Origin of the sequence: Shinella sp. AETb1-6 (genome assembly GCF_009826875.1) — a bacterium.
GTDB classification, from domain to species: domain Bacteria; phylum Pseudomonadota; class Alphaproteobacteria; order Rhizobiales; family Rhizobiaceae; genus Shinella; species Shinella sumterensis.
Genome location: NZ_WUMM01000003.1, coordinates 1 through 13,563, shown reverse-complemented (window position 1 = coordinate 13,563; position 13,563 = coordinate 1). Strand labels below are relative to the sequence as shown.

General features: G+C 60.6%; 15 protein-coding genes and 3 pseudogenes. 11 read left to right on the top strand and 7 right to left on the bottom strand.

The genetic code is table 11. The features are described from left to right. The first annotated feature begins 1 nt into the window (after position 1). From GR158_RS05690 to GR158_RS05675, 4 genes are read left to right on the top strand one after another with little or no spacing between them, the layout of a single operon-like run. Positions 2–1,207: a CaiB/BaiF CoA-transferase family protein gene (locus tag GR158_RS05690; RefSeq protein WP_160870309.1), complete on the top strand. Its 1,206-nt coding sequence runs from the start codon at positions 2–4 to the stop codon at positions 1,205–1,207. Then, the gene (locus GR158_RS05685) at positions 1,204–2,052 is read left to right on the top strand and encodes a CoA ester lyase (RefSeq protein WP_160870308.1); all 849 of its coding nucleotides are present in this window, start codon (positions 1,204–1,206) and stop codon (positions 2,050–2,052) included. Before GR158_RS05690 ends, GR158_RS05685 begins: the two co-directional genes overlap by 4 nt. Next, positions 2,049–3,065, top strand: a complete 1,017-nt coding sequence (locus GR158_RS05680) for a hydroxyacid dehydrogenase (protein ID WP_160870307.1) — start codon at positions 2,049–2,051, stop codon at positions 3,063–3,065. Before GR158_RS05685 ends, GR158_RS05680 begins: the two co-directional genes overlap by 4 nt. Before the next feature lie 8 nt (positions 3,066–3,073). Continuing rightward, on the top strand, positions 3,074–3,751 hold the full coding sequence (locus GR158_RS05675; protein ID WP_134646369.1) for an RraA family protein: 678 nt from the start codon (positions 3,074–3,076) through the stop codon (positions 3,749–3,751). Between the two features lie 98 nt (positions 3,752–3,849). On the opposite strand, the gene GR158_RS05670 is transcribed toward GR158_RS05675, so the two are convergent. Next, a complete protein-coding gene (locus tag GR158_RS05670) occupies positions 3,850–5,670 on the bottom strand; it encodes a methyl-accepting chemotaxis protein (protein WP_134646367.1) in 1,821 nt (606 codons plus the stop codon). Positions 5,671–5,959: 289 nt separating this feature from the next. Between GR158_RS05670 and GR158_RS05665 the strand changes: the two genes are divergently transcribed. From GR158_RS05665 to GR158_RS05650, 4 genes are all read left to right on the top strand, one after another. Beyond that, positions 5,960–6,436, top strand: a complete 477-nt coding sequence (locus GR158_RS05665; RefSeq protein WP_160870625.1) for an Hsp20 family protein — start codon at positions 5,960–5,962, stop codon at positions 6,434–6,436. A gap of 70 nt (positions 6,437–6,506) precedes the next feature. After that, positions 6,507–6,806, top strand: a complete 300-nt coding sequence (locus tag GR158_RS05660; protein ID WP_160870306.1) for a DUF982 domain-containing protein — start codon at positions 6,507–6,509, stop codon at positions 6,804–6,806. A 60-nt stretch (positions 6,807–6,866) separates the two neighbouring features. Next, on the top strand, positions 6,867–7,346 hold the full coding sequence (locus GR158_RS05655; protein ID WP_160870305.1) for a cupin domain-containing protein: 480 nt from the start codon (positions 6,867–6,869) through the stop codon (positions 7,344–7,346). Positions 7,347–7,403: 57 nt separating this feature from the next. Continuing rightward, positions 7,404–7,748, top strand: a complete 345-nt coding sequence (locus GR158_RS05650) for a hypothetical protein (protein ID WP_160870304.1) — start codon at positions 7,404–7,406, stop codon at positions 7,746–7,748. Positions 7,749–7,758: 10 nt separating this feature from the next. On the opposite strand, the gene GR158_RS05645 is transcribed toward GR158_RS05650, so the two are convergent. The 3 genes from GR158_RS05645 to GR158_RS05635 all read right to left on the bottom strand — a co-directional run bounded on the left by GR158_RS05645 (position 7,759) and on the right by GR158_RS05635 (position 9,697). Next, positions 7,759–8,223 (bottom strand): hypothetical protein, encoded by a 465-nt coding sequence (locus GR158_RS05645; RefSeq protein WP_160870303.1) that lies wholly within the window; start codon positions 8,221–8,223, stop codon positions 7,759–7,761. A gap of 107 nt (positions 8,224–8,330) precedes the next feature. Further along, positions 8,331–9,398, bottom strand: a complete 1,068-nt coding sequence (locus GR158_RS05640; RefSeq protein ID WP_160870302.1) for a siderophore-interacting protein — start codon at positions 9,396–9,398, stop codon at positions 8,331–8,333. Further along, complete coding sequence (locus tag GR158_RS05635) at positions 9,395–9,697, bottom strand: hypothetical protein (protein ID WP_160870301.1); 303 nt, start codon at positions 9,695–9,697, stop codon at positions 9,395–9,397. The genes GR158_RS05640 and GR158_RS05635 overlap by 4 nt, the downstream gene beginning before the upstream one ends. Before the next feature lie 127 nt (positions 9,698–9,824). Here GR158_RS05635 and GR158_RS05630 point away from each other — a divergent pair, with 127 nt between their 5' ends. Continuing rightward, on the top strand, positions 9,825–10,637 hold the full coding sequence (locus tag GR158_RS05630; RefSeq protein ID WP_160870300.1) for an AraC family transcriptional regulator: 813 nt from the start codon (positions 9,825–9,827) through the stop codon (positions 10,635–10,637). Positions 10,638–10,790: 153 nt separating this feature from the next. After that, entirely contained in the window at positions 10,791–11,729 is a 939-nt protein-coding gene (locus tag GR158_RS05625; protein ID WP_160870624.1) for a helix-turn-helix domain-containing GNAT family N-acetyltransferase, read from the top strand. A gap of 62 nt (positions 11,730–11,791) precedes the next feature. On the opposite strand, the pseudogene GR158_RS05620 reads toward GR158_RS05625, so the two are convergent. Beyond that, positions 11,792–11,875: pseudogene (locus GR158_RS05620) on the bottom strand (BA14K family protein); the annotation flags it as partial. A 168-nt stretch (positions 11,876–12,043) separates the two neighbouring features. Then, positions 12,044–12,211 (bottom strand): annotated as a pseudogene (locus tag GR158_RS05615) (transposase); the annotation flags it as partial. A 116-nt stretch (positions 12,212–12,327) separates the two neighbouring features. Between GR158_RS05615 and GR158_RS05610 the strand changes: the two are divergent. Then, complete coding sequence (locus GR158_RS05610; protein WP_134646351.1) at positions 12,328–12,978, top strand: LysE family translocator; 651 nt, start codon at positions 12,328–12,330, stop codon at positions 12,976–12,978. A gap of 312 nt (positions 12,979–13,290) precedes the next feature. Here GR158_RS05610 and GR158_RS25250 read toward each other — a convergent pair. Beyond that, positions 13,291–13,563 (bottom strand): annotated as a pseudogene (locus tag GR158_RS25250) (LysR family transcriptional regulator); the annotation flags it as partial.

Below are 13,563 nucleotides of genomic sequence, written 5' to 3'. Positions count from 1 at the left end.
GATGGCAGACAGCAAGAAAACCGTTCGCTTTCAGGCAGACCGCATAGGCCCCCTGCGCGGGATCCGTGTCGTTGACCTGAGCCGCGTCGTCGCCGGCAACATGTTGTCGCTGCAGCTTGGTGATTTCGGTGCGGATGTCATCAAGGTCGAGCCGCCGCAGGGAGACTCGCTGCGCGAATGGCGCGATAACGGCTATTCGCTGCACTGGAAGACCTATGGCCGCAACAAACGCTCGATCGTACTCAACCTGCGCCAGCCCAAGGCCCTGGAAGCCCTGAAGAAGCTACTGGCGAAAGCCGATGTCTTCATCGAGAACTATCGTCCCGGCACGCTCGAGAAGATGGGGCTTTCGCCGGAAAGCCTGCTCGAACTCAATCCGAGGCTTGTCATCGTGCGGATATCCGGCTTCGGGCAGGACGGCCCCTATGCGGAACTGCCCGGGTTCGGCACGCTGGTTGAGGCCATGAGCGGTTTTGCGTCGCGCACCGGCTTTCCGGATCGCGAGCCGGTACTGCCACCGCTTGCCCTGGCCGACATGATCTCCGGCCTCACCGGCGCAAACGCCGTGATGATGGCGCTGTTTGCCCGCGAACGCGGCGATGCTGCCGGCCAGGTCATCGACCTGTCTCTTCTCGAGCCGATCTTTGCGTCGCTCGGCCCGGAAGCCTCGATCTATCAAGTCACCGGCAAGGTCAAGCAACGCTCCGGCTCGGGCTCCAACACGGTATCGCCGCGCAACGTCTATCTGTGCAGCGACGGGAAATATGTGGCCCTGTCGGGATCCACCCAGGTCATCGCAATGCGCATCTTCGACATCATCGGCCGACCCGACATGAAGGACGATCCACGTTTTTCCACGAACATGGAACGCGTCCGGCATCGTGAACTGGTCGACGCCGCCCTTGGGGCATGGTTCGTCACCCGCACCCGGGACGAAGCCCTCGCCGTAATGCGCGGCGCCGGCGCCACCGTCGGACCTGTCTACGATATCGCCGATATCAGCACCGACCCGCATTTCGCCGAGCGGGAGATTATCGTGGATGTCGAGGATGCCGATCTTGGCAGCATTTCACAACACAACATCTTTCCGCGCTTTTCCGCGACGCCCGGGGTCTTTCGGCATCCGGCGCCTGATGTCGGTGAGCAGACCGAGGCGATCCTTTCCGAAATCGGCATGACGCCGGCGGATCTGGAGGACGAGGCGTGATCTCCTCGCTGCTTTACGTTCCTGGCAACGCACCGCGCTTCCTGGAAAAAGCGGGACAGCGAGGCGCCGATGTCGTCATCATCGACCTGGAAGATGCGGTGCCGGAAAATGCCAAAAGCGAGGCCCGGGACGGTCTGGCGAAATGGGTACCGGAGATCAAGAAAGGCGGCTGCCAGGTCTATGTTCGTGTGAACCAGTCCTACCGGCTGCTCGACGATGCAATCGCAGCCGTAACGGCCAATGCCGACGCGCTCTATATTCCGAAGGTCAGCAGCGTCGACAGCCTCGTTCATCTGGCGGAAGGTCTTTCCGGGCATGAAGCGGATCGGCACCCGATCGGCTTCGTTCCTCTCATCGAGGACATGAAGGGTCTGCTGGACGTCCGGACGATCGCCCATGGCCCGCGCGTGTTCGCTCTCACGTCCGGTGGCGAAGACCTCGCGACGGCGATGGGTGCAAAGCCGACGCCTGAAGTTCTGCGCTATCCCAAGTTGATGATCCATTATGCGGCCAAGGAAGCGGGTCTGCTTTCCTTCGGATTGCTGAGAACGACCGTGGATTTTGCCGACAAAGCCGCCATACGAGCTGCCGCCCTGGAAGCGCGCGACTTCGGATTTGATGGTGCGACCTGCATTCATCCGTCGGTCGTGCCCATTCTCAACGAGTGCTTCGCGCCGACCGCAGAGGAAGTCGAATGGGCCCGCAAGGTCGTATCGGCCAGCAGGCAGGAGGCGGCGGCAGGGCGAGGCGCCTTCATGCTGGACGGCCAGTTCATCGACGCGCCGATCGTGACGCGCGCCGAAAATCTACTTCGCAGATCTGAGAAAGGACGAGCCGCCACATGACCCATGATATCATACAGGGCGTCGAGCATGGCACGCGAGGCCGGCGCATTCTCGTGAGCCACAACAAGATCGCCGAAAAGGCGATCAGGCTGCTGAACCAACACGATATCGACGTTTTCTTTTCCCCGCCCTACGACCCGTCCGACGTTGTGGCAAAGCGCGCCGCCGAGCTGGAAATCGACGGCCTGATGGTGCGCCAGGGACGCATCAACGCGGAGGTTATCGCCGCATCGCCAAAACTCAAGGTCATCGCCAAGCATGGCGTCGGCGTCGACAATGTCGACATTGCGGCGGCGGCCAAGCTTGGTATTCCCGTGCTTCGGGCTATGGGCTCGAATTCACGCGCCGTCGCCGAGCACACGATCGCACTGGCGCTGAGCCTGATCAAGGAAGTGCTTCCGCTCGACAGGGCTGTGAAGCGCGGCGAATGGCCGAAGCCGACCTTCACGGGCAAGGACGTCCTTGGCGCCACGATCGGCCTCATCGGTTATGGCGGGATCGGCAGGGAGACGGCGCGAATGGCCGAAGCGCTCGGTATGGAACTCGTGGTCCACGATCCCTTCGCACCGGAAGCCGCCGAGGCCGATGGCTTCGTATCCATCGGTGATATCGATGCCATGCTGCCGTCAGTCGACGTGCTGAGTATCCATTGCCCGCTCACGGCGACGACGCGCAATCTCATCGATGCGCGACGACTTGGATTGATGAAGAAATCGGCGGTTCTCGTGAACACCGCGCGCGGGGGGATCATCAACGAAGCAGACTTGGCACAGGCGCTTGCCGGCGGCACCATCGCGGGTGCCGCCCTTGACAGCTTTGCCACGGAACCACCGCCCGCCGACAGCCCGCTGTGGACATTGGAGACGCTCATTGCGACGCCGCATATCGGCGGCGTGACCTATGGGTCTGCCGATGCGATGGCGGTCATTGCCGCCCGGCACATCATCAGCGTTCTCGATGGCAACCCGCCCGATCAGCGCTCGATCGCCACTCCAACCGAACTGTCTGCCTGAGGCTTGCAATGACTTATGGATTTCGCATCAAACTGAACTGGGACCGCATCGAGCCTTCGCTCGTGGACGCCTTCCGCAACCTGCCCGTCGCCAATGTCAGCGATTCCATGTCGCGCATCTGCGGGCTCGGCACGAGCATGCGGCCGATGCACCGCTCCGGTACGCTCGCCGGCCCGGCTTTGACGGTGCGCACGCGCCCGGGCGACAACCTGATGCTGCACAAGGCGATCGACATGGCGCAGCCGGGCGATGTCATTGTCGTTGATGCCGCCGCTGATATGGCCAATTCGCTGATGGGCGAACTGATGCTCGCGCACGCGATCCGGCGCGGTGTCGCAGGCTTCGTGCTCAACGGCGCCATCCGCGATGCCGAGGCGTTTCTGGAGCACAATCTGCCCACCTTCGCGGTCGGCGTGACGCATCGGGGGCCATATCGCACAGGCCCGGGCGAAATCGGTCTTCCGATCGCGATCAACGGCACGGTTGTCGAGCCGGGCGATCTGATTCTCGGCGATATCGACGGCGTGGTCTGCGTGCCGAAAGCGCACGCGGCTGACGTTCTCAAGGGAACGATCAAAAAGCACGAGGCCGAGGCTAAGCAGATGGCCGAAACCAAGGCCGGCACCGTCAATCGCGACTGGGTCGACAAGGCGCTGAAGGAAGCTGGCTGCGAATTCCTGGAGTAGCCTGGAAAATAGCCTGGAGCTCTGCAGGCGCCAAGGCACCTTCAACGACGCCAGCCGGGCGATTCTTCGCCCGACGTCGGCCACGCTTGGAGCGATTGCTACGAGGCCATCTGAAGTCTCGAAGCGCCTGGCGTGGCGGCATCATCGAAACGGAACTGCCCCACCAAATCCCGTAATTTACGGGCTTCGGCAGCAAGGTTCATGGACGCCGCCGTGGATTGTTCCACCATGGCCGCATTCTGCTGTGTCGTCTGGTCCATGGTGTTGACGGCCTTGTTGACTTCCACCAGGCCAACCGACTGTTCCTTGGCCGCTGTCGCAATGGCGTTCATATGCTGGTTGATACCGGAAATGCGCTCTCCGATCTCGTTGAGCGCGACACCCGTCTCGCGCACAAGCCGCACGCCGCTTCCAACTTCCGCAGACGACGTGTTGATCAGCGCTTTGATCTCCTTGGCGGCTGTCGCAGAGCGCTGCGCGAGTTCACGGACTTCCTGCGCGACAACGGCGAACCCCTTGCCGGCTTCCCCGGCACGCGCGGCTTCGACCCCGGCGTTCAGCGCAAGCAGGTTGGTCTGGAAGGCGATTTCATCGATGACCCCGATAATATTTGAAATCTGTTGCGAGGAGCTCTCGATCCGCTGCATCGCTTCCTCCGCTTGGCGTACCACGTCAACCGATCGGACAGCGCCATGATCAGCCTCCGTTGCGGCGGCGCGGGCCTCCTCGGTGCGCTTGCTGGAATTGCTCACGTTCGCCGTGATTTCATCGAGTGCAGCCGCGGTCTGTTCGAGTGAGGCCGCTTGACGTTCCGTGCGGTGAGCAAGATCGTTGGCGCCGGACGAAATTTCCTGCGTGCCGCCGTCGATGGCCGAAATTGCCTGGGAGATCGCCATCAGCGTTCCGCCCAACTGGCTCAGAGACGCATTGAAATCGTGGCGAAGGCTCTCGAAATCCGGCGAAAACGGCTCGTTGAGCTGGAAAGCAAGATCGCCTGATGCCAGGCGCTTGAGGCCACCGGCGAGGCCGGAGGTTGCGATGCGCAGCCGCTCGGCCGCGTCGGCCTCCGCCTTCTGCTGCGTCGCGATACGGTCGCTCTCCGCCTGCTCGCGAGCCCGCGCAGCCTCCATCTCGAGTTGGCGTTTGGCAATCGCCGCCTTGCGGAACACCTCGACCGCGGCGGCCATCGTCCCGATCTCGTCCTTGCGACCAAGCCCGGCGCAATTCACATCCGTATCACCATCGGCAATTTTCACCATGCCTGCTGACAGCTGAAGAATGGGAGCCGTCACGGATCGACGAAAGAAGACAAAAAGGGCGATGGACAGGATCAGCGTCAGTCCGAGAATGGCTTTCAGCATGTCGTTGATGGTATTCGCGGTCTGGGTGCTCTGGTCGGAGATCGATGCGGTGACCGTCTCGATTTGATCGCCGGCGTGCTCCATCGCGCTTTCAAGCGCCGAGAACTGCGTCATGAAATCCGGTAGCGCACGCATCGCATCGACAGGGCTTTTCTCCGCCGCTGCCACCATCTTGGTGGCGCTGTCGATGTAGGTGAGGAGCGGCGGCTCGACATCTGCAAGCGCCTTCTGCGTGACGGGATCTTTCGCCAGCACCTTGTTCTCGTCGATCACGCTGCGGAACGAGGCGATGTGCTCCGCGAGATCGGCTTTCACCTGGTCAAACTTGATACCGGCCGCGGGATTGGAGGCATGCAGCGCGGCAAGTACATCGGCGCGAAGGGCGTCATGCATCATGTCGGCCTGCATGTGATTGCGAAGGATCTGCCCCGACCCGGCAATATCGACGGCATCCGCATTCATCGTCGACGCCGACCAGATTCCGACGCCGGCAGCGCCCCCTGCGATGAGAAATATGGCAATGCTCGCGGCGGTGATCTTGTGTTGAATTGATGCCATTGTGCTGTCCCCAAAAGTATGGAGCCATTATGTTAGATTAACCTTAATAACCGATGAACCCTTCCTGTTTGCAGCGAATCGAGCCGGTATCTGTCGCTGAGACAGCATTCCGGCTGAGGACAGGCCGGCAACAACCGCCGCAACAGGCGCAATTTTTTCCGAAAAAACTCTTGAAACGCGGATTGCTTGCAACCAAATCGACTGCCGCCAGCCGCTGGATAGGGCTGGTTTGCTGGAAGCGTCGTCTTTCGGCGCTCCGTACCCATGTTGCTTCAAGGAGGATATGGCTATGGCAACATCTTACGATTACGCACCGCTGTTCCGCTCGAGCATCGGCTTCGATCGGGTCTTCAATCTTCTGGAAAACGCACAGCGTGCCCGCTCGATCAGCGACTGGCCGCCCTACGACATCGCCAAGACGGGCGATGACAGCTACCGGATATCGATCGCGGTCGCGGGTTTCGCACAAGACGACCTCGACATCACGTTCCAATCCAATCTCCTGACCGTCACAGGCAAGAGACAGGAGGCGTCGGCGGAAGGCTACCTCCATCGAGGCATCCCCGCCCGCTCCTTCGAACACCGCTTTGAGCTCGCCGATCATGTCCGGGTGAACGCTGCGGATCTGAACAATGGCCTCCTGTCGATCGACCTGGTTCGCGAAATCCCTGAGGAAATGAAGCCGCGGAAGATCGCCATTCAGAGCGCTCCGGCGCTTGAACAGTCTTCCGCCCCGGCGCAGATCGAGGCACAAGAAGCCGCGTGAGCAGACGCCAGTCGGAGGGCGCCGTTGCGGCGGCGCCCAAGCACATCCAAGGCAAGGAAGGAGAAGCTGGATGAAACCCGATATGTTCGAGCAGCCCCTGTCGATTCTTGTCGGCCTCGGCTTTCCGGCCGAGGTTCGTTCGGTAATGGAGGCTTACCGGCACCTCGTCGAGTGGCCGGCATCGTCAAGGGACGCCGCCCATTCGGTCGCTCTCAAAGCTTGCAACGCGGCACTGCGCGGCGAGATCGAAGCGGAAACGGCACGCGGCCTGTTCGCTGCCTTTGCAGAAAAACATGAGCTGCTTGCACCCGACAGCCATATTCTTGCAGCATCGCGATTGCATCGAGACCGTGATCCGCATGTGCGCTAAGGTGCACAATGGTGAACGGTGACATCGGTAAGCCGGCGTTGAATTGCGGAGAAGCCCGAAATGACCGTCGAAGAGATTCTGTTCGATCCGAGTGAATGGGTACCCAACAATCCGCGGCTCCCGGTTCTTCTCTATGGATCGGTCGAAAGTGAAAAGCCGTTTGAAGCGCTTTTTGCGGCCAATGGCTGGATCGGCATCTGGACCAACGGGGTTTTCGACTATCAGCATTACCATACGAGAGCCCATGAGGTCCTGGGTGTGTCGAAGGGAAACGCCACCCTCCTGATCGGCGGGCCGGGAGGCCGTCACTTGCATGTCTCGAAGGGCGATTGCCTCGTCCTTCCAGCGGGCACCGGACACCAAAATCTCGGCTGCTCTGACGACTTCGAGGTGGTGGGCGCATACCCACCTAACCAACATGCTGATATCCAAACATCTGCCGCCTCCGCCGAACAACTCTCGACGATCGCGTCCGTGCCCCTGCCCCGTACCGATCCGGTATATGGTTCATCAGGTCCATTGCTCGCCCGCTGGCGGTAGATCCGCCTTGAACCGAGAAGAGCCGCCGTTCCCCGTTCGCCGAAAACGATTTACGGAATGACAAAGAAACCGGTGAAGGCGGTCGTCATATCGCCCGCCTTCGGCATCACGGGCATCGATCCGTCGCTTGTCCTTTCACCGTCCGCGGACATCGCCGAAACACGCAAGAAGATCGAAGCGCAGGCCGCCGACATGATCGCCCAAAGATGGACGACGATGGCCGGCGACAACGCACAGGGCAAGATCACAGCGGGGACCGCTGAGGGCATCGACGGGCTCTGCGCCGCCGCCGTCAAGGTGGTGCTTGCCGAGCCGGGCATCGAAAGAAACCCGGCCTACGAGCAGATCTTGTCGTCCTATTTCACGCGCAAGGCCGGCATTCTCAACATCGGGACGCAGTAAGCCATCGGCTTCAGTTCGCCGAGTAGGACAGGTTGCAGACGGACGATCCCACCTTCGTCAGCTTGATCACCTCCGCACCATCGACCCAGTCCGAGATGCTGATCGCACCCGCGCCCACGGCGTCGGCGGCACCGTAGCGTTCCGCCAGCGCCGCCCCCAGCGCATCACACGCCGCAACGTCGGCGGGATTGAACATGACGAAGCGCAGCTTTTCATCGGTGTCGAACAACAATGATACCTGACCGGGCACACCCTCTATCTCGCGGGAAAGCTTGACAAGCGGCGCGTATTTTTTGCCCCCCTGCTCATAGATCTCATTGCCGGCTGGCGCATGCTCGGCAGCACCGTCGAGCACCGCGATGGACTCCTTGGGCGACATGCCCCATCGCGTCGTTTCCCAGCCTGCATAGGCCGGCGCGGAGACCGAAAGGGACAGGGCGATGGCCGCAAAACCGGAGCGCGTTGTGATCGTCATGGCGTTTCCTCTTGTTGAATCCGATCATCAGACGCACGCCGGACTGCAAACCTTGGTCGAAACCGTCCGGCGCGAGCAAGGCTGGGGGTGGTTTGCAACGGGTGGTGCTATTGACGCGTGCCGTTGGCGGGCCGCCTCCAATAGGCCGTTACGGACGTCTTGCCAAGACGTGGCAGTCTCGTCGACAGGCACGCTCGAAGTTCAGCGGCGACGCCATGCTCGCATCCCGCCCAGACGCTGAGTCCGCCTGCTTTATCGTCGATCTGCGTTTCCACCGCATCAAGGATCATCGCGGGATCTCCGGCCGGACGTCCGTTACGCAGTAACCACTCAATATGCAGACCTGGCCCGGGACAGAGATAGGCTGTTTCGGCGATATCGCTGACCTCGACAACGGCTTTTATTTCCGCTTGTCCGGCAAGCGATTCCGCTATGCGGGCGATCGCAGGCAGCGCCGTTTCGTCTCCGATCAGAAGCAGCTTTTCGCCGGGAGGCGTTCCACCGCCGCCCGGACCCATGAGGCCGGCTATCTCACCCGGTATCGCCCGGTGTGCGAAGGCAACGCCTGGGCCGGATGTCGTTTCGTGATGCAGCACGAAATCGATGGCAAAGGTGGATGTCCGCTCATCAACCCACCGTATCGTGTAAACGCGGCTGGAAAGCGTGTCGTCCCCGGCCGGCCAGGTCAGGCGGCCACTTGCCGATTGGCGCGGCCAGCGCGGCACCTTTCCGTCTGGCGGGAAAAGCAACCGGACATGATGGTGGTTCGTGTTCAGGAATGCAGGCAGTCGGCCAGCCCGAAAGACGACGCGTCGCATTCTTGGCGTAACCGCTTCCGCGCGCTCGACGCGAACCTCCTGGAAATTGGCTGGAACGGCGTCTGTTGCGCCCTCACCCGACCATTCGACCTGCGCGTCCGCAGCAAACTCGAACACGTGATCTGCAATGAAGGTTCTTATGACGGCGAGTTCCGATGCCGTCGACGCGGTCGCCTCGATGGCGAAGCCCGCAAGAGACCGCCGAAGGCGCACATGCCCATATTCGCTCATAATGTCAGCGCCATCAGCTTGGCGCTCGACATGAGCATGTGTTTCAAGATGGTCCAGGAAGACCGTCAGGAAGAGATCGGGGTTCGCCAATTGCACATCGGCCGTTGTCTGTACGGCTCGCGTCATGCCTTTTCGCCCTGCCGAACCGGCAATTCACGCTGATCGAGCTTCGCCAACTGCCGATAGGCCAGTCCTATGCCGGCGAAGGAGACAAAAGTCGCGATGCCGAACAGGATGGCGTAACCCAGGCGATCTGCGAGGAAGCCGGCGATGGAGGCCCCGACGAGATAAACGATGAGTTCGGCACAGGTGAGAATGGTGAAATCGGTGCCGGGCTGCTCGTTGGAAGACGACTTCATGAAGAGCGAATAGATGGCAACGAGTTCCATGTAGCGGATCAATGACTGGAAGGCCGACGCGCTCATGGCGACGATCGGACCGGGCAAGACATGGGCCGCGCAAAGCGTGAACACGAGGAAACAAACCGTTCGGAGCACGCCTAGTGTCACGAGCGCGGCTTTGAGGCCGGCCTTGCGAATGAGAAATGCACTGATGACGGCGCCGACCAATCCAGCCGTCGGTCTCTCCCTGACGACACTTTACCTGCCGGCGACCGCCGTCCGCTTCTGGACGACCGGGCTTTCGGAATCGGGCCTCGTGATCATGCGCGCGATGGAGGGGCCACTTGTCGTCGAGCAGCGCCGACACCGGGTCGAGGCCCCTGAAGGCGATGTCATCTTCGCGATGGCGGACGCACCGCTTACCATCGAGTTGCCGCTCGGGGGGCGTTTTGATTGCGCCTATCTCCCAAGCCACGTCGTGAATGCGTCGGATATGCAGCTTTCCGCCATTCTCATGCAGCAGATTTCCGCAAGCTGCCTGCCGTTGCAACTGTTGATCACCTATGCGGGCTACATGCTGCAGCAACAGCGGCAGAATGACAGGCACGCCGATATGATGGTGCGCCACTTCTACCAGTTGCTGCCCGTGCTCGTGGCTGAACTTGCCGCCGACACGAAGCGGACCGGCAGTCCGGACCGACTGACGGCGATCAAGACGGCGATTGCAGCAAACCTCGCGGACAGCACATTTTCAGTTACCGGTGTCGCCCGACAACAGGGTGTTTCACCACGCGCTATTCAGAAGCTTTTTAAGCGGACCGGCACCACATTTTCGCGCTACCTTTCAGAGCGCCGCCTGGAGGGTGCAAAAGACGCCCTTATGCTGGGCAACAGCAGCATGTCCGTCACACAGGTCGCATTCGATTTCGGTTTCGACGACCCGGCCTATTTCAGCCGGGCTTTTCGCAAGCGATACGGCATCTGCCCGAGGAATCTCCAGATTGCCGCTCGCAAGTCAGCGTAGGCGTGGCCACTTGGGCCCGTCGCTGGACCAACTTCCTTGGTGAGCACGATTTAGGCGGGTGAGAGGGCGTGCAAACCACGCCTCCTCTTGACGCCGGAAACGAGCGCGGACATAAAGTTGCACGATACAACTTTATAAGGTCTGCGCATGATGATGGGCGTATCCCATTCGACAATCGATGCCCTCCGGGCAGCCTCCCGCCAACTTGTCCGGCAGCTTGGCTTCATGGGCGGAGACTTTGCTGGCACGGAGCTCCCCCCCTCTGCAGTCCACGCTCTCATCGAAATCGAGAAGGGAACGGCAACGGCGCGCGATCTGGCCGCAATTCTCCGCCTTGAAAAGTCCAGCATCAGCAGAATGCTGCGCAAGCTCGTCGAATCCGGCGACGTGCAATGGGTTGCCGGCAAAGAGGATTCTCGAACCAAACTTCTTTCACTGACATCGGCTGGACGAAAACGCGTCGCTGCCATCCATGCCTTCGCCCGCGAGCAGGTTGTCGGAGCGCTGGAACGTCTGGAACCGGGGCAAGATCAAGTTGTTCTCGACGGCATGCGGCTTTATGCCCGCGCACTGTCGCCCCCAGACGACACCGCCCGATCCGAGGGTATCCACGTGCTGGATGGGTATCGGGCCGGCCTCATCGCTGAGATAACCGGGCTGCATGCGCTCTACTATTCTCAGGCATACGGGTTTGGTCAGCCTTTCGAAAGCGTCGTCGCAAGCGGCTTGGCCGAGTTTTGCGGCCGCCTGGACAGGCCGACAAACCAGATATGGGTGGCAATGCGTGATGGCCGGATCCTTGGTTCGGTCGCCATCGACGGCGAGGATATCGGGCCGGATACCGCTCATCTCCGCTGGTTTATCGTCGACCCTGCCCTTCGAGGGATGGGGGCAGGAAAGTGCCTCCTGGACGCAGCTTTGGCCTTTGTGGACGCGCATGGCTTCAAGCAGACGCATCTCTGGACCTTCGCCGGCCTCGACACGGCGCGATATCTATACGAATCGCGTGGCTTCGTTCTCGCGGAGGAACAGCTTGGAACCCAGTGGGGCAACGAAGTCCTCGAACAGCGTTTCACGAGAACCAAGCCTTGAACATTCCGGAGTAACCCGAGCTAGCACCTGAGAGCTTGATAGACCGTGCAGAGGGCGGGACATTACCGACACTGGCGCCGGGGACCTCCGTCGAAGGGCTGGTATGTATTGTCTTCAGGGCGGTAAGACCTGTAGCGTTTGCTGCACCTGGAAATATGATCGTCCAGATCCGCGGTGACTTGCTCGCCGTTGAGGCCACGGTTCCCGAGCGCGCGATGGGCGCTTAAAAGAACCTCTTCAGCCGCGCCGGCTTCCGGTTCGGACACATTGCTTTCAACCGTCATGTACGGCGTAATGCAATGCCTCCGCTTGCGTGGGCCATGGCGATCAGGCAGATCACGCCACGGCGCGCCAGATCGCAGGACCCAGAAGATACCGTTCAACACGCGTCGGTCATCGACGCGAGGCACGTCTCGCGGCTTGTTAGGTAATAGCGGCTTGATCATGCGCCATTCAAAATCTGTCAGGTCATATCGGCTCATCGTGAGCCCTGAACCAGAAATCGTCGCGATGTGAAAGCGTAAAAGCAGAAGACGACCTCGCATTGGAGGCAGTTCGATGCTATCGTTCGTGCAATATAAAACGGGGCAAGACAATCATGGATTTGGCAATTCCCAGCGCAACGAATCTCAGCCTGTTCGTCAGCGCCACACTGGTGTTACTTCTCGTGCCGGGACCGGCAGTTCTTTACATCTTCGCGCGCTCGGTCGAGCAGGGTCGCTCTGCCGGGCTCGTTTCGATCCTTGGCATCCATGCGGCCACGCTTGTTCATGTCGCCGCCGCCGCTGTGGGGTTGTCGGCGCTGCTGGCGTCATCCGCGCTCGCCTTCAGCGTCGTAAAGTATGCCGGCGCGGCCTATCTGATCTGGCTTGGCCTCAAGAAGCTTTTCGGCCCCTCGGACATTCCCGACGTTGAGGGCGGTTTACCGACGCGAAGCCGCATGCGCCTCTTTCGTGAGGGCTTTATCGTCAATCTCCTCAATCCGAAGACAGCATTGTTCTTTCTGGCTTTCTTGCCGCAGTTCGTTGACGTCAACCGTGGTCATGTGGCTATGCAGATCGCTTTTCTCGGGCTCGTTTACACAGCGATTGGCGTTCTGACGGACAGCTCCTACGCACTTGCCGCCGGCACGGCAGGCAAGTGGCTGAAGCGCAGTCCCGTTTATCTCAAGGCTGAACGCTGGGTCAGTGGTTTCGTGTATATCGGTCTTGGCTTGACGGCCGCTTTCGCTGGCAATCAAAAGAAATAGACCGTCCGTCCTCCTCTGGAAGTTGCCCTAAAAGGCGAGCACGTCGGTGACGATCTGGAATTAACGGCACGTCGTTGTAAAAATCAGATTGTCGTCCGCGTTTATGGGTTCACGACTTAATACGCTCCGCCTGCCCTTCCCTCAGGAGGGGCAGGCGATTTATCGATGGAACTAAAGGCCGCTACGCTCGTTTGCGAGATCAGCTGGTTGCACGATTTCGCAAGGAGGCGAGGAGACCGAGGGTACTTATCGCATCGTCCGCACGCCCGACCTCAATACGCTTCGGAAAATCTCGCCGTTGGCCAGTGCGCCCTAGCTTGTCAGTCTTTGGGCATGTGTCACGACATCTGCAATGGTGTTGCGAAGCCACAGGTGAGCAGGATCGCTCGCGCGACGCTCATGCCAGACCTGCACAAACGGGAATGGCGCTATCGGAAACGGCGGCTCGAAGAAAACCAGAGAGGGATCGGATTCATGGAGTGCGAGCGCATTGCGCGCGACCGTCAGGACGAGATCCGTTCCATGGATCAGCCGCGGTGCGTTGCCCCAATGGGGCAGCGTGACCACGACGTGTCGCGTACGGCC

Coding starts and splice junctions, on each gene's coding strand:
- GR158_RS05690 (WP_160870309.1), top strand. CDS start 2: ATGGCAGACAGCAAGAAAACCGTTCGCTTTCAGGCAGACCGCATAGGC.
- GR158_RS05680 (WP_160870307.1), top strand. CDS start 2,049: ATGACCCATGATATCATACAGGGCGTCGAGCATGGCACGCGAGGCCGG.
- GR158_RS05675 (WP_134646369.1), top strand. CDS start 3,074: ATGACTTATGGATTTCGCATCAAACTGAACTGGGACCGCATCGAGCCT.
- GR158_RS05670 (WP_134646367.1), bottom strand. CDS start 5,670: ATGGCATCAATTCAACACAAGATCACCGCCGCGAGCATTGCCATATTT.
- GR158_RS05665 (WP_160870625.1), top strand. CDS start 5,960: ATGGCAACATCTTACGATTACGCACCGCTGTTCCGCTCGAGCATCGGC.
- GR158_RS05660 (WP_160870306.1), top strand. CDS start 6,507: ATGAAACCCGATATGTTCGAGCAGCCCCTGTCGATTCTTGTCGGCCTC.
- GR158_RS05655 (WP_160870305.1), top strand. CDS start 6,867: ATGACCGTCGAAGAGATTCTGTTCGATCCGAGTGAATGGGTACCCAAC.
- GR158_RS05650 (WP_160870304.1), top strand. CDS start 7,404: ATGACAAAGAAACCGGTGAAGGCGGTCGTCATATCGCCCGCCTTCGGC.
- GR158_RS05645 (WP_160870303.1), bottom strand. CDS start 8,223: ATGACGATCACAACGCGCTCCGGTTTTGCGGCCATCGCCCTGTCCCTT.
- GR158_RS05640 (WP_160870302.1), bottom strand. CDS start 9,398: ATGACGCGAGCCGTACAGACAACGGCCGATGTGCAATTGGCGAACCCC.
- GR158_RS05635 (WP_160870301.1), bottom strand. CDS start 9,697: ATGAGCGCGTCGGCCTTCCAGTCATTGATCCGCTACATGGAACTCGTT.
- GR158_RS05630 (WP_160870300.1), top strand. CDS start 9,825: ATGACGGCGCCGACCAATCCAGCCGTCGGTCTCTCCCTGACGACACTT.
- GR158_RS05625 (WP_160870624.1), top strand. CDS start 10,791: ATGGGCGTATCCCATTCGACAATCGATGCCCTCCGGGCAGCCTCCCGC.
- GR158_RS05610 (WP_134646351.1), top strand. CDS start 12,328: ATGGATTTGGCAATTCCCAGCGCAACGAATCTCAGCCTGTTCGTCAGC.